This is a genomic window from Pseudomonas sp. GM25 (assembly GCF_000282255.1).
Taxonomy (GTDB): domain Bacteria; phylum Pseudomonadota; class Gammaproteobacteria; order Pseudomonadales; family Pseudomonadaceae; genus Aquipseudomonas; species Aquipseudomonas aphyarum.
In genome coordinates, this window is the sequence record NZ_AKJQ01000006.1 from 1 (window position 1) to 22,636 (window position 22,636).

The 22,636-nt window shown below is 61.6% G+C and carries 22 protein-coding genes; 17 read left to right on the forward strand and 5 right to left on the reverse strand.

The window, feature by feature from the left end:
- The first annotated feature begins 243 nt into the window (after window positions 1-243).
- From PMI24_RS01660 to PMI24_RS01675, 4 genes are all read left to right on the forward strand, one after another.
- A complete protein-coding gene (locus PMI24_RS01660; protein WP_007950828.1) occupies window positions 244-957 on the forward strand; it encodes a GntR family transcriptional regulator in 714 nt (237 codons plus the stop codon).
- A complete protein-coding gene (locus tag PMI24_RS01665; protein ID WP_007950831.1) occupies window positions 954-1,952 on the forward strand; it encodes an ADP-ribosylglycohydrolase family protein in 999 nt (332 codons plus the stop codon). Before PMI24_RS01660 ends, PMI24_RS01665 begins: the two co-directional genes overlap by 4 nt.
- A gap of 203 nt (window positions 1,953-2,155) precedes the next feature.
- Complete coding sequence (locus tag PMI24_RS01670) at window positions 2,156-3,622, forward strand: purine-cytosine permease family protein (protein ID WP_007950833.1); 1,467 nt, start codon at window positions 2,156-2,158, stop codon at window positions 3,620-3,622.
- On the forward strand, window positions 3,615-4,544 hold the full coding sequence (locus PMI24_RS01675) for a PfkB family carbohydrate kinase (protein WP_007950834.1): 930 nt from the start codon (window positions 3,615-3,617) through the stop codon (window positions 4,542-4,544). The genes PMI24_RS01670 and PMI24_RS01675 overlap by 8 nt, the downstream gene beginning before the upstream one ends.
- Here PMI24_RS01675 and PMI24_RS01680 read toward each other — a convergent pair.
- From PMI24_RS01680 to PMI24_RS01690, 3 genes are all read right to left on the reverse strand, one after another.
- Window positions 4,538-4,867, reverse strand: a complete 330-nt coding sequence (locus PMI24_RS01680) for a hypothetical protein (RefSeq protein ID WP_007950836.1) — start codon at window positions 4,865-4,867, stop codon at window positions 4,538-4,540. The two genes, PMI24_RS01675 and PMI24_RS01680, sit on opposite strands and share 7 nt — an antisense overlap.
- 82 nt (window positions 4,868-4,949) lie before the next feature.
- Window positions 4,950-6,146 (reverse strand): MFS transporter, encoded by a 1,197-nt coding sequence (locus PMI24_RS01685; RefSeq protein ID WP_007950838.1) that lies wholly within the window; start codon window positions 6,144-6,146, stop codon window positions 4,950-4,952.
- A 111-nt stretch (window positions 6,147-6,257) separates the two neighbouring features.
- Complete coding sequence (locus PMI24_RS01690) at window positions 6,258-6,911, reverse strand: HD domain-containing protein (protein ID WP_007950840.1); 654 nt, start codon at window positions 6,909-6,911, stop codon at window positions 6,258-6,260.
- A gap of 111 nt (window positions 6,912-7,022) precedes the next feature.
- On the opposite strand from PMI24_RS01690, the gene PMI24_RS01695 reads away from it, so the two are divergent.
- The 6 genes from PMI24_RS01695 (at window position 7,023) to PMI24_RS01720 (ending at window position 12,796) form a co-directional block, all read left to right on the forward strand.
- Window positions 7,023-7,505 carry a GNAT family N-acetyltransferase gene (locus tag PMI24_RS01695; RefSeq protein WP_007950842.1) on the forward strand — a complete coding sequence of 161 codons (483 nt, stop codon included), beginning with the start codon at window positions 7,023-7,025 and terminating at the stop codon, window positions 7,503-7,505.
- A gap of 193 nt (window positions 7,506-7,698) precedes the next feature.
- Window positions 7,699-8,688 carry a 2-dehydro-3-deoxygalactonokinase gene (locus PMI24_RS01700; RefSeq protein WP_007950844.1) on the forward strand — a complete coding sequence of 330 codons (990 nt, stop codon included), beginning with the start codon at window positions 7,699-7,701 and terminating at the stop codon, window positions 8,686-8,688.
- Between the two features lie 19 nt (window positions 8,689-8,707).
- Window positions 8,708-9,328: a 2-dehydro-3-deoxy-6-phosphogalactonate aldolase gene (locus tag PMI24_RS01705; protein ID WP_007950848.1), complete on the forward strand. Its 621-nt coding sequence runs from the start codon at window positions 8,708-8,710 to the stop codon at window positions 9,326-9,328.
- 48 nt (window positions 9,329-9,376) lie between these two features.
- Window positions 9,377-10,525, forward strand: a complete 1,149-nt coding sequence (gene dgoD, locus PMI24_RS01710; protein ID WP_007950849.1) for a galactonate dehydratase — start codon at window positions 9,377-9,379, stop codon at window positions 10,523-10,525.
- Between the two features lie 96 nt (window positions 10,526-10,621).
- A complete protein-coding gene (locus tag PMI24_RS01715) occupies window positions 10,622-11,932 on the forward strand; it encodes an MFS transporter (RefSeq protein WP_007950850.1) in 1,311 nt (436 codons plus the stop codon).
- Window positions 11,933-11,992: 60 nt separating this feature from the next.
- The gene (locus tag PMI24_RS01720) at window positions 11,993-12,796 is read left to right on the forward strand and encodes an IclR family transcriptional regulator (RefSeq protein WP_007950852.1); all 804 of its coding nucleotides are present in this window, start codon (window positions 11,993-11,995) and stop codon (window positions 12,794-12,796) included.
- A 4-nt stretch (window positions 12,797-12,800) separates the two neighbouring features.
- On the opposite strand, the gene PMI24_RS01725 is transcribed toward PMI24_RS01720, so the two are convergent.
- Entirely contained in the window at window positions 12,801-13,853 is a 1,053-nt protein-coding gene (locus tag PMI24_RS01725; protein ID WP_007950854.1) for an NAD(P)-dependent alcohol dehydrogenase, read from the reverse strand.
- A gap of 191 nt (window positions 13,854-14,044) precedes the next feature.
- On the opposite strand from PMI24_RS01725, the gene PMI24_RS01730 reads away from it, so the two are divergent.
- Entirely contained in the window at window positions 14,045-14,935 is an 891-nt protein-coding gene (locus tag PMI24_RS01730) for an AraC family transcriptional regulator (RefSeq protein WP_007950856.1), read from the forward strand.
- Between the two features lie 66 nt (window positions 14,936-15,001).
- Here the strand turns inward: PMI24_RS01730 and PMI24_RS01735 are convergent, their stop codons facing one another.
- Window positions 15,002-16,666, reverse strand: coding sequence for an electron transfer flavoprotein-ubiquinone oxidoreductase (locus tag PMI24_RS01735; RefSeq protein WP_007950858.1), 1,665 nt, complete (start codon window positions 16,664-16,666; stop codon window positions 15,002-15,004).
- A 525-nt stretch (window positions 16,667-17,191) separates the two neighbouring features.
- Here PMI24_RS01735 and PMI24_RS01740 point away from each other — a divergent pair.
- The 6 genes from PMI24_RS01740 (at window position 17,192) to PMI24_RS01765 (ending at window position 22,606) form a co-directional block, all read left to right on the forward strand.
- Entirely contained in the window at window positions 17,192-17,941 is a 750-nt protein-coding gene (locus tag PMI24_RS01740; RefSeq protein ID WP_007950859.1) for an electron transfer flavoprotein subunit beta/FixA family protein, read from the forward strand.
- A 2-nt stretch (window positions 17,942-17,943) separates the two neighbouring features.
- Complete coding sequence (locus tag PMI24_RS01745) at window positions 17,944-18,873, forward strand: electron transfer flavoprotein subunit alpha/FixB family protein (protein WP_007950863.1); 930 nt, start codon at window positions 17,944-17,946, stop codon at window positions 18,871-18,873.
- 80 nt (window positions 18,874-18,953) lie between these two features.
- A complete protein-coding gene (locus PMI24_RS01750) occupies window positions 18,954-19,790 on the forward strand; it encodes a substrate-binding periplasmic protein (protein WP_007950864.1) in 837 nt (278 codons plus the stop codon).
- Window positions 19,791-19,799: 9 nt separating this feature from the next.
- Complete coding sequence (locus PMI24_RS01755; protein ID WP_170929392.1) at window positions 19,800-20,156, forward strand: DUF4398 domain-containing protein; 357 nt, start codon at window positions 19,800-19,802, stop codon at window positions 20,154-20,156.
- Window positions 20,153-20,965, forward strand: a complete 813-nt coding sequence (locus tag PMI24_RS01760; RefSeq protein ID WP_007950867.1) for an OmpA family protein — start codon at window positions 20,153-20,155, stop codon at window positions 20,963-20,965. The genes PMI24_RS01755 and PMI24_RS01760 overlap by 4 nt, the downstream gene beginning before the upstream one ends.
- Window positions 20,966-21,166: 201 nt before the next feature.
- Complete coding sequence (locus tag PMI24_RS01765; protein ID WP_007950868.1) at window positions 21,167-22,606, forward strand: aminotransferase-like domain-containing protein; 1,440 nt, start codon at window positions 21,167-21,169, stop codon at window positions 22,604-22,606.
- The last annotated feature ends 30 nt before the right edge of the window (window positions 22,607-22,636 follow it).

Consider the following 22,636-nt stretch of genomic DNA (forward strand, 5'->3'; position numbering starts at 1 on the left):
TCCCGGAGGGAGAGGGAGCCGATTGGGGGATGCTTCAGAGATACATCGACCTGAAAGTGTTTTGCTGAATCCATAATCGACTGGCTTTTTCAGGTCGATGTAGAGCGTGAGACAGCTCGGTCAGTCCCCTCTCCCTCCTGGAGAGGGCTAGGGTGAGGGAAAGCTTTTGATCCCGGCGCCTTCCGTCACCCCACCCAAAATATCCCTTGCCCGCTCCAGCCCGTTTCGGTTATCACTTTGTACATGATTAGACAGGTACGATTTGACAAGAAACAACGGGTGGTCGACGAGCTCGTCCGACGCATCGAAAGCGGCCTCATGGAGGACGGCTTTCTGTTGCCCGGCGAGCATCAGTTGGCTCAGGAATTCAACGTCAGCCGTGGCACGTTGCGCGAAGCGCTGGCCGAACTGAAGCGGCGCAATTACATCGCCACGCAAAGCGGGGTCGGCTCCATCGTCACGTTTGACGGTGTGGTGCTCGACCAGCGCAGCGGCTGGGCCCAGGCCCTGGCCGACAGCGGGGCGCTGATCAATACCGATGTGCTGCGTCTGGAAGCCGTGACCCGCGAGGATCTGCTTCCGCGTTTCGGCTCCGATCAATTCATTCTTCTCGAGCGCCGCCGCCGTTCCAACGACGGCACGGCGGTGTCCCTCGAACGTTCTCTGATGCCCGCCACCGGAGGCCTGGAAAGCCTGCCGAGGGTCGGCCTGATCGACAATTCCCTGACCATCACCCTGGCCGCCTACGGCTACGTCGGCGAGCGCGGCGATCAATGGATCGGCGCCGAACCGCTCAACGCCGTGGACGCCGAACTGCTCGGCCGCCCGGAAGGCACGGTGTTCCTCAAGGCATTGCGCACCACCTACGACCGGCAGAACCGTTTCATGGAACAGGTCGAAAGCCTGCTCGACCCGGTGCATTTCCGCCTGCACCTGCAATTTGGAGAATCGAAATGACCGCCCTCGACCGTGCCCTGGGCGCGTTTTACGGCCTGGCCCTCGGCGACGCGCTGGGCATGCCGACCCAATCCCTGAACCGCGAAACCATCAAGCAGCGCTTCGGCCAGATTACCGATCTGCAGGACGCCGGCCCCTTGCAGCCGATTGCCGCGAACATGCCCAAAGGCTCGATCACCGACGACACCGAACAGGCGATTCTGGTCGGCGAGTTGCTGGTTGAAGGCAAGGGCCGGATCGAACCGGCGGTGCTCGCGCAACGGCTGATCGAATGGGAAGCCGAGATGCAGGCCAAGGGCTCGCAGGATTTGCTCGGCCCGTCGACCAAACGTGCGATCGAAATGATCCTCGCCGGCCATTCGCCGGAAGAGGCCGGGCGTTATGGCACCACCAACGGCGCAGCGATGCGCATCACCCCGGTGGGGATCGCGGCGGATGTCGCCGACCCCGAGCGTTTTATCGCGGCGGTGGTGCAGGCCTGTCAGGTCACTCACAACACCACGCTGGGCATTTCCAGCGCGGCGGCGGTGGCGGCGGTGGTTTCGGCCGGCATCAACGGTCTGGATCTGGGCGAGGCGCTGAACCTCGGCCAGCAGATCGCCCAGCAAGCGGAGTCTCACGGTCACTGGGTGGCCGGTGGGCGCATCGCGTCGCGGATCAGTTGGGCGCGCAGCATCAGTGTCGAAAGCGACCCTGTGTTGCTCGCGGATCTGCTGTACGACGTGATCGGCACCTCGGTGGCCTCGCAGGAATCGGTGGTGGTGTCGTTCGCCCTCGCGCAGCAAGTCGCGGTCGGTGAAATGACGCCGTTCGATGCGCTGTGCATGGCCGCGAGCCTCGGTGGCGACACCGACACCATCGCCGCGATTCTCGGCGCCATGCTCGGGGCCTGCCTGGGCCTGCAGAGCTGGCCGGCGCCGATGATCGAGACGGTGAAGGCCGTCAATGGTCTGGAGCTTGAACCGTTGGTGACAGGGCTGTTGGCCTTGCGTTGACCGGGCTGACGCCATCGCGAGCAGGCTCGCTCCCACAGGGGTAACGCCGTACTTGTGGGAGCGAGCCTGCTCGCGATGGGCGCACCACAAGTCTTGAATATTCACCCGCAATGGATCGCGCAGACAGGCCCAGGAAGGGCGGGATGTCTTGTCGTTCTGCGTCATTGCCACAACCACAATAAAGGCAAACAGGAGCATTTTTCATGAGTTCATCGAACGCCGGGCAAAGCGCCGGGCAACTGGAAACCCGGGGCATCGAACCGGTGCCGGAAGGCGAGTGCAACGGCCATCCGCTGCAACTGTTCTGGGTCTGGTTCGCTGCCAACATTTCCATCCTCGGCCTGCCGCTGGGCGCCACGCTGGTTGCGTTTCGCGGCCTGGCGATCTGGCAGGCGATCATCGTCGCCATCCTCGGCGCTGCCGGTTCGTTCGCGGTGGTGGGGATCATCTCGATTGCCGGCCGTCGCGGTCGTGCGCCGAGCCTGACCCTGTCGCGGGCGATCTTCGGTGTGCGCGGCAATATCGGCCCGACGCTGGTGTCGCTGATGTCGCGCCTGGGCTGGGAAACCGTCAACACCACCACGGCTGCGTTCGTGCTGTTGTCGTTGTGCTCGATCCTGTTCGGCTCGCCGGTGGAAGCCAAAAGCGCGCCGGTGCTGACCCTGATCTTCATCGCGATTTTCGTGCTGCTGACCCTGTCGGTGTCCGGCCTCGGCCACGCCACGTTGCTGGTGATCCAGAAGTGGGCGACCTACGTGTTCGGCGCGTTGAACATTCTGGTCGGCGGCTTCCTCTGCGCGACCATCGACTGGAGCGCGGTGTTCAGCGCCACACCGGCGCCGATGAGCGCAATGATCATCGGCATCGGCACCATGGCCGCCGGCACCGGGATCGGCTGGGCGAATGCTGGCGCCGACATGTCGCGCTATCAGCATCGCAGCGTCAAAGCCGTGCGCCTGGTCGCTTCGGCAGCGTTCGGCGCGGGGATTCCGCTGGTGCTGCTGATCACCCTCGGCGGCCTGCTGTCGGTGGGCAACAACGACCTTGCTTCGGCGACTGACCCGATCGTGGCGATCCGCGACATGCTGCCGACCTGGATGGCCGTGCCGTACCTGATCACCGCATTCGGCGGCCTGCTGCTGTCGAATAACCTGTCGGTGTACTCCGCCGGCCTGACCACGCTGACCCTCGGCCTGAAGGTCAAACGCGTGTACGCGGTGGTGGTCGATATCGTTGCGATCTTCGCCGGTTCGATCTACTTCATGCTGATCGCCGACAGTTTCTACGGCCCGTTCATTACCTTCATTTCCCTGCTGGCGGTGCCGATCACCGCGTGGGTCGGGATCTTCGTGGTCGACCTGATTCACCGTCACTACTACAGCCCGAAAGACCTGCTCGACGTCAGCCCGAGCAGCGCCTACTGGTACAGCGGCGGCATCGAATGGCGCGCGTTCGGCGCGTGGGCAATCGCGATCGTGCTGGGCTTCAGTTTCACCACCATCGGCACCACCGCCGAGAACGTCTGGTTCAAGGGCTTCCTGTCCGACTCGTGGCTGGGCCACAACGGACTCGGCTGGATCGTGACGTTCGTGGTCGCCGGCGGCATTTACTTCGTACTCGGCGGGGCGAGAGATCGCCGCGCTGCGCAATCCGAGAATGCTCATGCCTAAGATGTTGCACACCGGCCAGGTCATCATCGACCTGGTCATGGCCGTGGAGGCGCTGCCGCAAATCGGCGGCGACGTGCTGGCGCAGTCCGCCAGTTTCGAAGCTGGCGGTGGCTTCAATGTGATGGCTGCCGCCGCGCGAAACGGCTTGCCAGTGGTCTACCTCGGTCGCCACGGTAACGGTCGTTTCGGTGATCTGGCGCGGCAGGCGATGAACGTTGAAGGCATCCGTATCGGCATCGAACAGCCTGCGGAACGCGACACCGGGATCTGCGTGGCGCTGACCGATGCGTCGGCCGAGCGCAGTTTCATTTCCTACATCGGCGCCGAAGGCGAGGTCACTGCGACTGAACTGAACAGCGTTGCCGCCGAGGCGGGAGATTACGTCTACGTCAGCGGCTACAGCCTGCTGCACAGCGGCAAGGCCCAGGCGTTGCTGGACTGGACGCTGGCGCTGCCGAAGACGATCAACGTGGTATTCGATCCGGGCCCGCTGGTGGAATCGCCGGACTCACCGATGATGCAGGCGCTGCTGCCGCGCATCGATGCGTGGACCAGCAACAGTGTCGAGGCGCTGCGTTTCACTGGCGCGGCTGACATTGAAACCGCGTTGGACCGGTTGACCGTGCACCTGCCACAGAATGTGCTGATGGTGGTGCGCGACGGCCCGCAGGGTTGCTGGATTCATCAGCGCGGCGAGCGACAGCATGTGCCGGGCTTCAAGGTGCAGGCGGTGGACAGCAACGGCGCAGGTGACGCGCATGCAGGCGTGTTCGTGGCCGGGCTGGCGCAAGGACTGACGGCTCACGAAGCCGCCCGGCGCGCCAACGCCGCCGCCGCGTTGGCCGTCACCCGTTGGGGCCCGGCGACTTCACCGGGCACGGCCGAAGTCAATGCGCTGATCCGCGAATCTTCCGCCTACTGACCAGCCCCCTCGGAACCCGAGCCACCGGTGGTGGTTTTCGAGCCCATGCCGGAGCCGGAGTTATCCGGCGGAACCGGGTTGCCGGAAGTACCGCCCTGGCGTCCTGGGTCATTGCCCTGGGTGCGCGGGTCGGTACCGGTGGCGGGCGGCAGAGCGTTCTCGACGCCTGAGCCGTCGGTGTTCATGCCCGGGGCACTCTGGATGGCCGGAGCTTTCGGGCGCTCGACCGGATCGGTGGGGCCAGTTCCGGTGGCCGTCGCAGCGAAGGCCACGGGAGAGAGCAGGGCGGCGAAAACGAGAGCAGTCAACCTTGACGAGATCATGGGGTTTCTCCAGTGATTGGAATCCTTACCTGATCTTGGGCCGCCCTCGCGTCGCATAGGTGCCGGATGAGCGACGAACGGTTCAGTTCGTCAGCGCGTTTTCTACCGTGATCCGCCGCCACATCAAGCGGCCGACGGTGATCATCCAGTTCAACGCCGCTACCGCCAGCACCGTCAGCAACAGCGTCGGCATGCCGTGCTCGACGATGATTTTTCCGGCCAGAAGCGGGAAGCCGAACACGCCGATGAAGTACGAAAGGCTGAACAGCAGCAACGCCTGCGACGTGGTGCCGGCCGGGGCTTCGTTAGCCGCCAAACCGTTGATCACCGAGTAGGTGAGGCCGTAACCGACACCGAGCATCACCGCCGCCAGCAGATAGCTGAAACCGCTCTGCACGCCGAACGCGAACAGCACGATCGAGCCCAGCATCAATCCCGACAGCAGGCACGACGCGCGCAGCGGATCACGCTTGACCACATAACCTGCGATCAACATCCGGCTGCTGATCGCAGCGCTCATGAAGCCCAGAAAGAACAGCGAATAGTCCAGCGAACGGGCGGCGGCATAGCTGGTCTGGAAGCTCGACAGCCCGCCGAACACGCAACCACCGAGGCAGACCATGATGATCGGAAACACAGCGCGTGAGCCGAGCACCTGTGTCGTCGCGCGCCAGCTGATTTTTGCCGCTGACGCGACTTGTGTACTTTTCAGACGGGCACCGAGACGCCAGAACAACAGCACGCCGATCAGGCTCGCCGCAGCCGCCAGATAGAACGCCGACGTCACCGGCAAACCCAGCGCACTCGCCGCACGTCCGAGCAGCGGGCCGCTGCCGATCCCGGTCATCATGCTGCCGGACAGCAGCGCAAAGTATTTCGCCCGCTGTACCGGGCTCACCAGACTGGCGACGATGATCGGCCCCAGTGTGTAGAACACGCCCCAGCCCAAACCAAGCAGCAATCCGAAAAACAGCAGCCAGTGGCCGAACCCCGGCGTCATCGCAAACCCCAGACTCGCCGCCACCAGCAACAGCCCGAACAACGCAATCGAACGCGCCGCGCCCAGCCAGTCGGACAGGTGCCCGGACACCAGCACCGCAACGAAGGTGCTGAGCATCGCCACACTGATTACGCTGCCGGCGTCGTGCTCGTTGCCGCCGCGAGAACCGATCAGCAACGAAAGCAAAAACGTCGCGCCATAGGACAGCGACAACAGATAACTGGCGAGGCAGAACAGGCCGAACAGTTTGCCCGAGACCTGGGGTGTTGCTTGAGGCATGACGCGGTTCCTTGACCGGAAAAATTGAGCGTCATCTATCTAACACGTCATGCCTGCGGCTTAGGTCTGAGCTTGGTGATCTCAGGATCGTGAATGACCGGAGTAACGCCGTCAGACCACGCCGATCTCTTCCTTGAATTGCTCCATGAAACCCTTCAGGCGTTGATGACGAATCTGTGCCAGACGTTGTCCGGCAGCGGTCTGGAAACCGTCGGCGAGGTGCAGCAGTTTGGTCTGGAAATGGTCGAGGCAGAATCGCTTGTCGTCGTAGTCCCTTTCCCGGGCCTCGGGATCATGCGGGTCGTACAGCGCACTGCCCATGCGCCCGGCGATGTAGAAGGTGCGGGCGACGCCGAGCATGCCGAGGGAGTCGAGGCGGTCGGCGTCCTGCATCAGTCGGGCTTCGAGGGTTAGCGGGGTGATGTTGGCGGAAAAGCTGTGGGCTTCGATGGCGTGGGTGACGGCGCCGATTCTGGCTTCGGGCCAGTTCAGGTTCTTCAGCACCTTTGACGCTTTTTCCGCTGCCAGGCGTGATGCTTGTGAACGCAGCGGCGAGTTCTTTTCCACGGCCACACAATCGTGCAGCAACACTGCCGCCAGCAGCACCTCAAGGTCGCCACCTTCCTCGGCCTGCAAGGTGCGCGCGTTGTGCCAGACCCTTTGCAGGTGCGAAAGGTCATGGGCGCCATCCTCCGACGGTTCCAGGGCGTGGGGCAGCAGTTCGGCGGCGAGTTCCGCGAGGGGCGAGAAAGCGAAGTTGTTCATGGGCGTCCTTTCGATTGTTCGGCGGCGCTAGCCTAATCTGTGGATTGCCATGTGACGAGCGCCGCGCGGCGCCTTAGTATGGCGTTTTCCTTTTTCCGACAAGGCCCGTCCATGACGATCGAAATCCGCCCGGCGACCCCCAGCGATGCTCCGCAAATCCTCGCGTTCATCACCGAATTGGCAGACTTCGAAAAGGCCCGTCACGAAGTCATCGCCAGCGTCGCCGACATCGAGCGCAGCCTGTTCAGCGAAGGCGCCACCGCCCACGGTCTGATCTGCCTGCGCGACGGCGTACCGATCGGTTTTGCGGTGTTCTTCTTCAGCTATTCGACCTGGCTGGGCAGCAATTGCCTGTACCTCGAAGACCTCTACATCACCCCCGAACAACGGGGCGGCGGCGCCGGCAAAACCCTGCTGCGCCACCTCGCGAAAATCGCCTGTGCCAACGACTGCGGCCGCTTCGAATGGAGCGTGCTGGACTGGAACACCCCGGCCATCGAATTCTACAAATCCCTCGGCGCCCAGCCGCAGGAAGAGTGGGTGCGTTACCGCATGGATGGCAAGGTGTTGCGCGAGTTTGCCGAGGGCAACTGAGCCGCGCCAGAAATATCGCAGCCCGAGACGGTTCCTGCAGGGAAGGTGAATTTCTCTGAAGGCGCTGTTTCTGTCTGCGGTATTTTTTTGCCATCGTCCCATAATATGGGAATGATATTTATATATTGAGATTTTGCGTTCGCCGGGTTTATAGTCCGTTTCACTCACTGCCAATAACAAAACAGGTGAAGCGATGCTGGCGCAATTGATCGCGCTCGATTGGGGGACGACCTCTCTACGTGCTTACAAACTCGCGGCGGGCGGGCAGGTGCTGGCGCAGCGGTCGCTGTCGTTCGGGATCATGCAGTTGCCGAAGACGCCGCGGGTCATCAACGGTCGTGAATGCGCCGATGGTTTTGAACTGGCGTTCGACGAGGCGTGCGGCGACTGGCTCGACGCGCAGCCCGATTTGCCGGTGATTGCCTGCGGCATGGTCGGCAGCGCCCAGGGCTGGCGCGAAGCGTCCTACCGCGATACGCCGGCCAACGTGGCCGATCTCGGAAAATCCCTGCAAACCGTTCGCAGTATTCGCGGTGTCGACGTGCATATCGTGCCGGGTGTGATTCAGCGTTCGACGCTGCCGAACGTGATGCGCGGCGAGGAAACCCAAGTCCTCGGCGTTTTGCAGAACCTGCCGGTCGAGGCGGGCAGTGATCTGCTGATCGGCCTGCCGGGCAGTCATTCGAAATGGGTGGAAGTGGCCGACGGCTGCATCACCCGTTTCGACACCTTCATGACCGGCGAAGTGTTCGCCGTGCTGAGCGAACACAGCATTCTCGGCCGTACCCAACAGCACAGCGCGACGTTCGACGCCGAGGCGTTTGATCGCGGCGTGCAGGTGGCGTTGTCGGCTGAAGGCGAGATTGGCGTGCTGTCGACCCTGTTCAGCGCCCGCAGCCTGGGCCTGACCGGTGAACTCAGCGCCACCGCGCAACCGGACTATCTGTCCGGCCTGTTGATCGGCCATGAACTGACGGCGCTGGCCGCCGTGCAACGACGCCGGCGCAACAGCACACATCTTCCTTCGATCATCCTCATCGGCAACGTGCAGTTGTGCGCCCGCTACAGCCGGGCCCTCGACGCCTGCGGCTTCGCCCGGGTGACCCTGGCCGAGCAGGCCACCGAACGTGGTCTGTGGCAACTGGCGCTCGCCGCCGGACTGATCGATTCCTCATCCCGTTAACCCTGACTGGAGGCCTGACATGCTCAAGCAAGCACTGGCGCAAAACGGTCTGATCGCGATTCTGCGCGGCCTGCATCCGCAGGAAGCCGCCGCTGTCGGAGAAGTCCTGTATGCGGCCGGATTTCGCGTCATCGAAGTACCGCTCAATTCCCCCGCGCCGTACGAAAGTATTCGCATCCTGCGTAAGACCCTGCCGGCCGATTGCCTGATCGGTGCCGGCACGGTGCTGACCCCGGAACAAGTGGAATTGGTGAAGGAGGCCGGCGGCCAGGTCATCGTCATGCCACACAGCGATGTCAAGGTGTTGCGGGCAGCGAAAGCGGCGGGGTTGTACCTGTCGCCGGGCGTTGCCACACCGACCGAAGCCTTCGCGGCGCTGGAGGAGGGCGCGGATATTCTCAAGCTGTTCCCGGCCGAGCAGATGGGCCCGGCGGTGGTGAAAGCCTGGCTGGCGGTATTGCCGGTCGGAACGATTCTGGCGCCGGTCGGTGGCATCACGCCGGACAACATGCAGGCGTTCATCGACGCTGGCGTCAAAGGCTTCGGCCTCGGGTCCGGGCTGTTCAAGCCGGGCATGACGACTGAACAAGTGGCGGCCAATGCCAAGGCCTACGTGGCGGCCTGGAAAGCCCTTCGCTAAGACTTTTCCGGCGCTGCGTGCGCTGCATCTAACAAGAGAGACAAGCAGATGAAAATCACCAAACTCACCACCTTCATCGTCCCGCCGCGCTGGTGCTTCCTGAAAGTCGAAACCGACGAGGGCGTGACCGGTTGGGGCGAGCCCGTGGTCGAGGGCCGTGCCCACACGGTTGCTGCAGCGGTCGAGGAATTGTCCGACTACCTGATCGGCAAAGACCCACGCAATATCGAAGACATCTGGACCGTGCTGTATCGCGGCGGCTTCTACCGGGGTGGCGCGATCCACATGAGCGCACTGGCCGGCATCGATCAGGCGCTGTGGGACATCAAGGGCAAGGCGCTGGGCGTATCGGTCAGCGACCTGCTCGGCGGTCAGGTGCGGGACAAGATCCGTGTGTATTCGTGGATCGGCGGCGACCGTCCGGCGGACACCGCGCGGGCCGCGAAAGAGGCGGTGGGCCGTGGTTTTACGGCGGTGAAAATGAACGGCACCGAAGAGCTGCAATTTCTCGATACCTTCGAAAAAGTCGATCTGGCGCTGGCCAACGTTGCCGCCGTACGTGATGCGGTCGGGCCGAACGTCGGCATCGGCGTCGACTTCCATGGCCGGGTGCACAAACCCATGGCCAAGGTGCTGATGAAGGAGCTCGACCCGTACAAACTGATGTTCATCGAAGAGCCGGTGCTCAGCGAAAACTACGAAGCGCTGAAGGAGTTGGCGCCGCTGACCAGCACGCCGATTGCCCTCGGTGAGCGGCTGTTTTCGCGCTGGGACTTTAAACGGGTGTTGAGCGAAGGTTACGTCGACATCATCCAGCCGGATGCCTCCCACGCCGGTGGCATCACCGAGACCCGCAAGATCGCCAACATGGCTGAAGCCTACGACGTGGCGCTGGCGCTGCATTGCCCGCTGGGGCCGATCGCGCTGGCGGCGTGTCTGCAACTGGACGCCGCTTGTTACAACGCGTTTATCCAGGAACAGAGCCTGGGCATCCATTACAACGAGAGCAATGACCTGCTCGACTATGTGAAGGATCCACGGGTGTTCGACTACGACAAAGGCTTCGTGAAAATCCCCAACGGCCCGGGCCTGGGGATCGAGATCAACGAGGAATACGTGATCGAACGCGCGGCGGTCGGCCACCGCTGGCGCAACCCGATCTGGCGCCATGCCGATGGCAGTTTTGCCGAGTGGTGAGTCGCTGACTCTCTGCCGCATCCAGTAAGTCAGATCTCCAGGGAGCGGAGATCTGCATACCCTCGACCTCAATAAACATAAGAAGAGGCGCTCCCCATGCAACCGCAAACCCTCACCGGGCAAGCGACGTTAGTCACGCCCAGCCGCAAGCGATTTTTCATCATGGTGTTGCTGTTCATCACCGTGGTCATCAACTACCTCGACCGCAGCAACCTGTCGATTGCCGCCCCGGCACTGACGACGGATCTGGGCATCGACCCGGTGCACGTCGGGCTGATCTTCTCGGCGTTCGGCTGGACCTACGCCGCCATGCAGATTCCTGGCGGCTGGCTGGTGGATCGGGTGCCGCCGCGCATCCTTTATAGCGTCGCGCTGCTGCTGTGGTCGCTGGCCACGGTGATGCTCGGTTTCGCCGCCAGTTTCATCGCACTGTTCGTGCTGCGCATGGCGGTCGGTGCGCTGGAAGCACCGGCGTATCCGATCAACAGCCGCGTGGTGACGACCTGGTTCCCCGAGCGTGAGCGGGCCACGGCCATCGGTTTCTACACTTCCGGGCAGTTTGTCGGGCTGGCGTTCCTGACTCCGGTGCTGGCCTGGTTGCAACATGAATTTGGCTGGCACATGGTGTTTGTCGTGACCGGCGCGGTGGGCATCGTGTGGGCGGCGATCTGGTACGCGGTGTATCGCGAACCGCGTGATTTCAAAGGCGCCAACGAAGCGGAAATCGACCTGATCCGCGAGGGCGGTGGGCTGGTGGATATCGCGGCCGAAACCGCCAAGGTGAAGGCGAAATTCAGTTGGACCGATCTCGGCATCGTCCTGAGCAAACGCAAGTTGTGGGGGATCTACCTCGGCCAGTTCTGCCTGAACTCGACGCTGTGGTTTTTCCTGACGTGGTTCCCGACTTACCTGGTGAAATACCGCGGCATGGACTTCATCAAGTCCGGTCTGCTGGCGTCGCTGCCGTTTCTCGCCGCGTTCATCGGTGTGCTGTGTTCCGGGTTCTTTTCTGACTTCCTGATCCGTCGCGGCTGCACCGTCGGGTTTGCGCGTAAGCTGCCGATCATTGGCGGGCTGCTGATTTCCACCTCGATCATCGGTGCCAACTTCGTCGAATCGACGCCATTGGTGATTGCCTTCCTGGCGCTGGCTTTTTTCGGTAACGGGCTGGCGTCGATCACCTGGTCGCTGGTCTCGACACTGGCGCCCGCGCGGTTGCTGGGCTTGACCGGTGGGGTGTTCAACTTCATCGGCAACCTGTCGGCGATTGCCACGCCGATTGTCATCGGCTTCCTCGCCAGCGGCGATTCGTTCGCACCGGCGATCACCTACATCGCGGTTCTGGCATTGATTGGTGCTTTGTCCTACGTGCTGCTGGTGGGCAAGGTCGAGCGCATCGAGTTGTAGTCGGCCATGCCGGGCGACCATAATGCCGCCCGTTCCCTCGCTCAACGCTAAAGGCTGGATATGCAGGAAGACGCCCCAAAAACCGCCAAGGACGCCGCGCCGACCGGCACCCAGACCCTGCTTCGCGGGTTGGGTGTGGTGCAGGCCGTCGCCAGTGGCGCCCGCGATCTCAAAGAGATTGCCCGCCTGATCGGCACCACGCGCAGCACCACTCATCGTCTGGCCAGTTGCCTGGTGGACGAGCGCTACCTGCGCGTCGTGCCGCAAGTCGGTTATCTGCTGGGGCCGAAGCTGATCGAACTGGGGTTTCAGGCGCGCGAAGAGTTGCCGTTGGTGACGTTGGCCGGGCCTTATCTGGACGAGTTGTCGGCGCTGACCGGCGACACCGTTCACCTGGGAATTCGTGAAGGCGACGAGGTGCTTTATTTGCTGAAGAATCCGGGACGCAACGGTCCGGAAATGCGCTCGCGGGTCGGCCATCGCATGCCGTTGGCGCGGACCGGGATCGGCAAGGCCTTGATGCTGGATGACGCGCCGCAGGACTGGCAGCGTCTGTACGACATCAGTCTGCCGGCGGGTGGGAAAAGTCAGTTCTGGCCGCAGCATCCCCAGCAGTCGTGGGAGCAGCTGGAGCAACGGATGACCGAATACGTGGCCGGCGGTTACGCGTTCGATCTGGAAGACAACGAGCCGTCGATCCGCTGCGTGGCGGCGCCGATCCGCGACGCGAGCAAGCGCATTGTCGCGGCGATCAGCATCGCCAGCACCGTGCCGTACATGCCGCTGGAAAAAATGGCCGAGCTGATTCCCCTGATCAAAGGAGTCACAGCCCGGCTCTCGGCGGAGCTAGGCTTGAAGGTCTGAGGAATCAGAGCTTCAAAGTCGCCATATCGATCACGAAGCGGTACTTCACATCACCGGCGATCATGCGGGCGTAGGCTTCGTTGATCTGGCGGATGTCGAGCATTTCGATGTCGCAGCTGATGTTGTGCTCGGCGCAGAAATCCAGCACTTCCTGGGTTTCGGCGACGCCACCGATCAACGAACCGGCCAATACGCGACGACCCAGCACCAATTTCGCGGCGTGGACCGGCGGATCGATCGGTTCGATCAGGCCCACCAGAATGTGCACGCCATCGAAGCGCAGGGTGTCGAGGTACGGGTTCAGATCGTGCTGCACCGGAATCGTGTCGAGCAGGAAGTCGAAACGACCGGTCGCGGCTTTCATCTGATCGTCGTCGGTGGACACGATCACATGATCGGCGCCCTGACGACGACCTTCCTCGGCCTTGCTCGCCGAGCGGGTGAACAACGTCACTTCAGCGCCCATGGCCTTGGCGAACTTGATGCCCATGTGGCCGAGGCCGCCCATGCCCAGAATCCCGACCTTGTCGCCGGCCTTTACGCCGTAGTGCTTGAGCGGCGAGTAGGTGGTGATGCCGGCGCAGAGAATCGGTGCGGCAGCCGCCAGATCCAGCTTCTCTGGAATGCGCACGACGAAGTGCTCGCTGACCACGATGCTGTCCGAATAACCGCCCATGGTGTTGCTGCCATCGACCCGGTCTGGAGTGGCATAGGTCATGGTCGGGCCTTCGAGGCAGTATTGCTCGAGGTTCGACTGGCAGGCTTCGCAGGTGCGGCAGGAGTCGACCATGCAGCCGACGCCGACCAGATCGCCGACCTTGTGCTTGGTGACATTCGCACCGACGGCGGTGACTTTTCCGACGATCTCGTGGCCGGGCATCAACGGGTAAACGGCGATGCCCCATTCGTTGCGCGCCTGGTGGATGTCGGAGTGGCAGACGCCGCAGTACAGAATTTCGATGGCGACGTCGTCGGCCCGTGGGCTGCGGCGTTCGAACTTCATCGGGGCGAGGGGCGTGGTGGCCGTTTGAGCGGCATAGCCGATGGCGGTGTACATGTGAAACCTCGCAAAAGCAGTGACAGGTGAGGCGGCGCATTCTGGGCGCCGTCCGCTCGTCCGGCCATGGCGATTCCTCCGGGTGTCATGCCTAATCCTCCGGCATGCGGGGTTGATCGGTCGCATTGGCAAAAGGATCTGCGATGATGCTTTCATCCCTTTTTCCGTGATTTTTTCTGAAGAGCCACCCGATGCAATTGACCCGTCACCTTGATGCCAACGCCACCCTGGTTTCGCTGATCGAACCGCTGGCGCTGCGCGATGGTTACAGCCAGACCGGGCTGCCGGGCGTGCAGGTGTTGCGCGCCAGTTGCGACGTCGCCCGTGGCCCGCACATTTATGAGCCGAGCCTGATGATCATCGCCCAGGGCAGCAAACTGGCGTATCTGGGGCCGCGCACTATGGAGTACGGCGCCGGGCATTACCTGATTCAGGCGTTGCCGGTGCCGTTCGAGTGCGAGACCTACGCGTTGCCGGACGCGCCGTTGCTCGGCGTGTCGGTGGCGATCGATCGGGTGCTGCTCGGTGAACTGGTGCTGGCCATGGGGCTGGCGCCGGGACGGCATATTCCGGCGCAGACACCGGAGTCGATGACTTCGGTGGTGCTCGACGATGACATGCGCGGTTGCGTCGAACGCCTGCTGCGCTGTCTGCACGATCCGCTGGAATGCCAGATTCTCGGGCCAGCACGGGTGCGGGAGTTGCTGTTCGTCGCGTTGCGCGGACCTCAGGCTGATGTATTGCGGGCACTGGTGGAGCAGCAGGGGCAGTTTGCCCGGGTCGCGGCTTCGATCAGCCATTTGCACTCGCACTACACCGAACCGTTGAACGTCGAGACGCTGGCCAGTTGCGCGAACATGAGCGTTTCGACCTTTCATGAGCATTTCAAACGCAGCACGTTGCTGTCGCCAGTGCAGTATCTGAAGCGTTTACGTTTGTTGAAGGCGCAGACGTTGTTGATCGCCGAAGGACTGGGAGTGGCGCAGGTGGCGCATCGGGTGGGGTATCAGAGCACGTCGCAGTTCAGTCGCGAGTACAAACGCTATTTCGAGCGCAGTCCGGGGGATGAGCGAGCGGCTTGATTTTCACCAAATCGCAGGCAACAAAAAGGCCCCCATAAAGGGAGCCTTGATGTTCAGCAGATCGACTTACATGTTCGGGTAAGTTGGGCCGCCGGCGCCTTCCGGCGTCACCCAGGTGATGTTCTGCGAAGGGTCCTTGATGTCACAGGTCTTGCAGTGCACGCAGTTCTGGGCGTTGATCTGGAAGCGCTTCTCGCCGTCTTCCTTGGTGATCACTTCATACACGCCGGCCGGGCAGTAGCGCTGCGCCGGCTCGTCATACAGCGGCAGGTTCTTGCTCAGCGGGATGGTCGGGTCGGTCAGTTTCAGGTGGCACGGCTGTTCTTCTTCATGGTTGGTACCGGAGATGAACACCGAGCTCAGCTTGTCGAAGCTGATCTTGCCGTCGGGTTTCGGGTAGTCGATCTTCTTGCAGTCGGCCGCGAGCTTGAGGCAGGCGTAGTCAGGCTTGGTGTCGTGCAGGGTGAACGGCAGTTTGCCGCCGAAGATGTTCTGGTCCAGCCAGTTGAAACCGCCGCCGACGATAGCGCCGAACTTGTGGATCGCCGGGCCGAAGTTGCGGCTGGCGAACAGTTCTTCGTAGAGCCAGCTCTTCTTGAACGCGTCGACGTAGGTGGTCAGCTCTTCGGTGCCATCCTTTTCTGCGAACAGCGCGTCGGCCACGGATTCAGCGGCGAGCATGCCGGACTTCATCGCGGTGTGGCTGCCCTTGATCTTGGCGAAGTTCAGGGTGCCGAGATCGCAACCGATCAGCGCGCCGCCCTTGAACACCATCTTCGGCAGCGAGTTCAGGCCACCTTTGCAGATTGCACGTGCGCCGTAGCTGATGCGCTTGCCGCCTTCCAGATATTGCTTCAGCACCGGGTGATGCTTGAGGCGCTGGAATTCGTCGAATGGCGACAGGTAGGTGTTGCTGTAGGACAGATCGACGATCAGGCCGACTACAACCTGGTTATTTTCCAGGTGATAAAGGAAAGAACCGCCGGTGTTCTCGGTGCCCATGATGTCCATCGGCCAACCGGCGGTGTGCACCACCAGGCCTGGCTGGTGTTTGGCCGGGTCGATTTCCCAGATTTCCTTCAGGCCGATGCCGTAGTGCTGGGCGTCGGCATCACTGTCGAGGTTGTAGCGCTTGATCAGTTGCTTGCCGATGTGACCACGGCAACCTTCGGCGAACAGCGTGTATTTGCCACGCAGTTCCATGCCCGGGGTGTACAAGCCTTCTTTAGGATGGCCTTCGCGGTCGACGCCGAGGTCACCGGTGATGATCCCGCGCACCACACCGTTTTCATCGATCAGCGCTTCCTGAGCAGCGAAGCCCGGGTAGATTTCCACACCCAGGTTCTCGGCCTGCTGAGCGAGCCAGCGGCACAGGTTGCCGAGGGAGATAATGTAGTTGCCTTCGTTGTGCATGGTCTTGGGCACAAAGAAGTCAGGAATTTTTTGCGCGCTTTCGGCGTTTTTCAGCACGAAAATGTCATCGCGGGTGACTGGCGTGTTCAGCGGAGCGCCGAGTTCTTTCCAGTCCGGGAACAGTTCGTTCAGGGCCCGTGGTTCGAATACGGCACCGGACAGGATGTGCGCGCCGACTTCGGAGCCTTTTTCGACCACGCAGACGCTGATTTCCTTACCGGCTTCGGCGGCCTTCTGCTTCAGACGGCAGGCGGCGGACAGGCCAGCGGGGCCGGCACCGACGATGACCACGTCGAATTCCATGTATTCGCGTTCCACAGGCTATCTCCTACTCAAGGCTCAACAGTTTTTTTTCTAATTTGGAGGTTCGGTGTCGTATCCGTTATTGCCTTTACGTTAACGTCAAGGCTAATAATGGGCAAACCACCTTTCTCTCTAGGCGGCGCATTATATCTACACCACTCTTAGCGTCCAATACAAACGTTTGTTTGAATCGGCTCCAGCCCAGAGAAATCAAAGAAGCGCGGCTTATGACAGGGCATTTTGGCGTATTGACCAGAATGGGCGTTCCGGTCAAGATACGGGCGGTTTTGCGCTCGCCGTAGGCTGAATGGTGGTTTCAAGAGCACCTCTAAAGACAGGGCGTAGGCGGTAACCGGTGATGCGCAGCGCAGGTTCGGCGCGCAGTTTACACACCGCGAAGCGGCATGACTCGTCGGTCACGACTGACGAACGGTCATCCCGCTCAGCCGGCGTTTTTAGAGGTGCCCTTGTGCCCGATGAGCATCAACCGCCAGGTTCGCCTAGGCGACTTTCTTTTCACCGGAGAGTAACGAGGAATCCATGAAGGTTCTTGTAGCTGTCAAACGCGTTGTGGATTACAACGTCAAGGTTCGCGTCAAGGCGGACAATTCCGGCGTAGACCTCGCCAACGTCAAGATGTCGATGAACCCGTTCTGCGAAATCGCAGTGGAAGAAGCCGTACGCCTGAAAGAAAAAGGCGTTGCGACTGAAATCGTCGTCGTCTCCATCGGCCCGTCCACCGCTCAGGAACAGCTGCGTACCGCACTGGCTCTGGGTGCCGACCGCGCCATCCTCGTCGAATCCGCTGAAGACCTGACTTCCCTGGCCGTGGCCAAGCTGCTCAAGGCCGTGGTCGACAAGGAACAGCCTCAACTGGTGATCCTGGGCAAACAGGCCATCGACAGCGACAACAACCAGACCGGCCAGATGCTCGCTGCACTGAGCGGCTACGGTCAGGGCACTTTCGCCTCGAAAGTCGAAGTCTCCGGCGACAGCGTTGCCGTGACCCGCGAAATCGACGGCGGCGCGCAGACCGTTTCCCTGAAACTGCCAGCGATCGTCACCACCGACCTGCGTTTGAACGAGCCGCGCTACGCGTCCCTGCCAAACATCATGAAAGCCAAGAAGAAGCCTCTCGAGACGCTGACTCCGGACGCTTTGGGCGTTTCCACCGCCTCCACCAACAAGACCCTGAAAGTCGAAGCGCCGGCTGCACGCAGCGCTGGCATCAAGGTCAAGTCGGTGGCTGAACTGGTCGAGAAACTGAAAAACGAAGCGAAGGTAATCTGATCATGACTATCTTGGTAATCGCTGAACACGACAACAAGGTGCTGGCTCCGGCCACCCTGAACACCGTGGCTGCCGCTGCCAAAATCGGCGGCGACATCCACGTTCTGGTTGCAGGCCAGGGCGCTGGCGCCGTGGCTGAAGCCGCCGCGAAAATCGCTGGCGTGAGCAAAGTCCTGAACGCTGACAATGCTGCCTACGCGCATCAGCTGCCGGAAAACGTTGCTCCTCTGGTAGCAGAGCTGGGCGCTGGCTACAGCCACATCCTGGCTGCCGCCACTTCCAACGGCAAAAACATCCTGCCGCGCGTTGCCGCTCAGCTGGACGTTGACCAGATCTCCGAGATCATCTCGGTAGAAAGCGCTGACACCTTCAAGCGTCCGATCTACGCCGGTAACGCCATCGCTACCGTGCAATCGACCGCTGCGATCAAAGTGATCACCGTGCGTGCCACCGGTTTCGATCCGGTTGCCGCTGAAGGTGGTTCGGCTGCCGTTGAATCGGTTGCCGCTGCTCACAACGCCGGCACTTCCAGCTTCGTCAGCGAAGAACTGGCCAAGTCCGATCGTCCTGAGCTGACCGCTGCCAAGATCGTCGTTTCCGGCGGCCGCGGCATGCAGAACGGCGACAACTTCAAACACCTGTACGCTCTGGCCGACAAGCTGGGCGCTGCCGTCGGTGCTTCCCGCGCCGCGGTCGACGCAGGTTTCGTACCGAACGACATGCAGGTCGGTCAGACCGGCAAGATCGTTGCGCCACAGCTGTACATCGCCGTCGGTATCTCCGGCGCGATCCAGCACCTGGCCGGCATGAAAGACTCCAAAGTGATCGTTGCGATCAACAAGGACGAAGAAGCGCCGATCTTCCAGGTGGCCGATTACGGCCTGGTAGCGGATCTGTTCGAAGCCGTACCTGAGCTGGAGAAGCTGGTCTAATCCGGCCGCTTCACTTATAAAGAGCCCGACCTTTTGGTCGGGCTTTTTTTTGTCTCGGATTTGAGTGGGAGCGTTTCGCCATGGATCTGCATCGTCGGTTGGGCTGCTTGTGGTTGCTGGGGCTGGCATTGTTGCCGGGCCTGTCGGTGGCGGCGGGCAAGTGCGAGCGGCTGGTCGTCACCGGCAGCCCGGATGCACCGCCGTACCTCTGGCAGGATCCGCAGAACCCCAAACAACTGATCGGTGCCAGCGCCGACCTGTTGCAACAGGTGGCGAAAGAGCTGGGGATCAAAGTCGATCTGCTGTACGCCGGCAAGCGTTCTCAGGCCCTCGACGAAGTGCGCAGCGGGCGCATGGACATGTTGGCCGACGCACCGCTGACCTTCAACGAGCTGGAAAACCTCGATTACATTCACCCGCCGTTGCTGGAAAACGACTATCTAGTTTGGACCCGCAAGGGGTCGACTCTGGTCTACAGCGAAGCGAAGGATCTCCAGGGCCATCAAGGAGGCTTGTCGGAAAAGTCTCGAATGACCCCGGCATTCGGCACTTTCGCCGAGCAGCAATTGACCCTGACCCGTACGGCAAACCTGACCCAGGCGTTTCAGAAACTTCTGCTGGGCGAGGTGGAATATGTACTCGCCGGTCGCTACTCGGGCATGGCGGCCGCGCAGGCACTGGGCATGGCCAATGATCTGCTGGCCTTTGAACAACCCATCGACCGCCCCGGTCTGTTCCTCGCGGTTTCGCACAACTCGGCTTGCAACGATCCGTGGTTGCGCGGACAGCTGGCCAAAAAGATGACAGAATTGCCCGCGTCCGGCCTGACGGAAGCCGCGCTGCAACGCAACATCGAGCGCTGGAAGGCGCAGCAGCAACAGCCGCCGCAACAACCTGTCAGCGCCCCAAAACAGTAGGGATTCTTAGTGAGTAATCGACTTCTTTTCGCGGCCATGGCCGTTCTGGCCCTGGCCGGTTGCGCCAGCGATCCGGCACCCAACGAACAAATGCGCCTGACCGAGCAGGCCCTTGAGCAAGCCAAAGCCGTGGGCGCCACCGCTGAAGACGTGCCGGAAATGAAACTGGCAGAAGACAAGTTCAACCGGGCCAAAGGCAGCATGGCGGGTGAGTCCTACAAGAATGCGCGGATGCGATTCGAACAGGCTGAACTCGACGCACGTCTGGCGGAAGCCAAAGTGCTGACCCAGAAGAGCGAAGAGCAAGTGAATGTGCTCAACACCCGCATCGTCCGACTGCGCAAGCAACTGGGGGATGCCCAATGAGCCTGAAGTCCAAAGCCCTCGGCACTCTGATCCTCGCCGGTTGCGCCAGTCTTTACGGCTGCGCCGGTCAGCACAGCGAATCCGCATTGCAGCAGGCCAGCACCGACTTCCAGAAGGTCAAGGAAGATTCCAACGTGCTGCGTATTGCGCCGAAAGACGTGATCCGCGCCGGTGAGTCCCTGGCCCGTGCCGATCGTCTGTCGACGTACTGGGGCAGCGGCTCGGACGTGGTGCATTACGCCTATCTGAGTCAGCGCTACAGCGAAATCGCCCGTGAGCACACCAATCAGGTGCTCAACGAAGAGCGTGTGGCGAAGCTGGAACTTGAGCGTCAGCGCCTGCAACTGGCCTTGCGCGAATCCAAACTGCTGAGCGTGCAACAGCAGGGCAAATGGCTGGAAGAGCAGATCGTTGCGCTGGCCACCACCCAGACCGATCGTGGTCTGGTGATGACCCTCGGTGATGTGCTGTTCGATACCGGTGAAGCCGAGCTGAAAAACTCGGCCAACCGCGTGGTGCTGAAAATCGTGCAGTTCCTGCAACTCAACCCGAAACGCATCGTGCGCATCGAGGGCTACACCGACAGCACCGGCGGCAAGCAGGAAAACCTCAAGCTGTCCCGTGATCGCGCGCAGTCGGTAGCGGACGTGCTGACGGACCTGGGCATCGACGAAAAACGCATTCAGGTCGAAGGCTACGGCGACGAATATCCGGTGGACGCCAACGCTTCCGAGCGCGGGCGTGCGCAGAACCGTCGGGTGGAAATCGTGTTCTCCGACGAAAAAGGCCAGCTCGGCGCCGCCCGCTGAGGGTGGCGTTACTGGAAAGCCCGGGCTGTCAGGCAGCGCCGGGCTTTTTTACGTCTGTCGATTACCTCACAAAGCAGTACAGATTTAACCGACACAGCACTGTATGGTTGACTAATATGGCAACTGTCCCAGTACACTTCCAAACTGTTCCGGTATTGTTTCACACAAGAATAAAACGCCCGTGAAATCGAGTGCTGCGTCATGACCAATCTCTTGCTCTACCAACGTATTGCTCAACAGCTGGCCGAAGATATCCGCCGTGGCGTCTATCAACCGGGCGAGCGCGTGCCTTCGGTGCGCAAGATGAGTTCGCAGCTCAACGTCAGCCATGCCACCGTGTTGCAGGCTTACGCCAACCTCGAGGATCAGGGCCTGATCCGCGCGCGGCCGCAGTCCGGTTACTATGTCCACCAGACTCCCGCACTGACGGCGCCCACGCCGGACATTGCCCGGGTCGAGCGGCCAGGCCTGGTCACCCGCAGCAGCATCATTCAACAAGTATTGGTCGAGTCCCGTCGCGAAGGCGTGTTCCCGCTGGGGGCGGCGGTGCCGAGTGTCGATTACCTACCGGTGCGCGCCCTGCATCAGCAACTGGCCAAGGTCACTCGCTTTCACAGCCCTCGGGCGTTCAGCTACATGTTCAGCCCCGGTTTCGAACCGCTGCGCCGGCAGGTGGCGATTCGCATGCGCGATGCAGGTGTGGTGGTTGACCCGTCGGAAGTGGTGATCACCCACGGCTGTGTCGACGCATTGCAGATGTCGTTGCGAGTGCTGACCCGCCCCGGCGACCTGATCGCCGCCGAATCGCCAACCTATTACGGTTTGCTGCAACTGGCGGATCTGCTGGGCCTGAAAGTCATCGAGATCCCCAGCGACCCCGCCACCGGCATGAGCCTCGAAGCCCTGCAACTGGCGGCCAATCAATGGTCGATCAAGGCGCTGGTGCTGACCACTCGCCTGAGCAATCCACTCGGCGGCACCATGCCCGAAGAGCGGCAGAAACAACTGCTGCGCCTGGCCTCGGACTTCGATATCCAGATCGTCGAAGACGACATCTATGGCGAGTTGATGTTCGAACAGGGTCGCACCAAGTCGCTCAAGGCCTACGACCGGCTCGACCGGGTGATCTACTGCTCGAGTTTTTCCAAGACGTTATCGCCCGGTGTACGCATCGGCTGGATGATCGCCGGCAAGTACCAGCAGGAAATCCAGCGCTTGCAGACTTTCAGCACCCATTCGGCGTGCAGCGTCACGCAAATGGCCATCGCGGCGTACCTGGAAAACGGCGGCTATGACCGGCATTTAAGGTACATCCGCCAGGAGTACCGAAAAAATCTCAGCGCGTTTCAACTGGCAGTTCAGCAGTACTTTCCCGAAGGCACACAGATGACCCGGCCCACCGGCGGATTCATTCTGTGGGTCAGTCTGCCGGGGCGGGTCAACACCCAGGAATTGCACGTGCGGGCGCTGCAACAGGGCATAAGCATTGCGCCGGGCCTGATCTTCAGCAACACCGAACAGTTCAACCACTGCATCCGGTTGAACTGTGGCATCCCGTGGAATCGCGAGGCGGAACGGGCGCTGATGACCCTCGGAATGCTGGCGACACAGCTCTGCCAGGAGATGGCCGGCGGATTTTGAAACAATGGCGGAGCTTGTCATGTGGCGTCC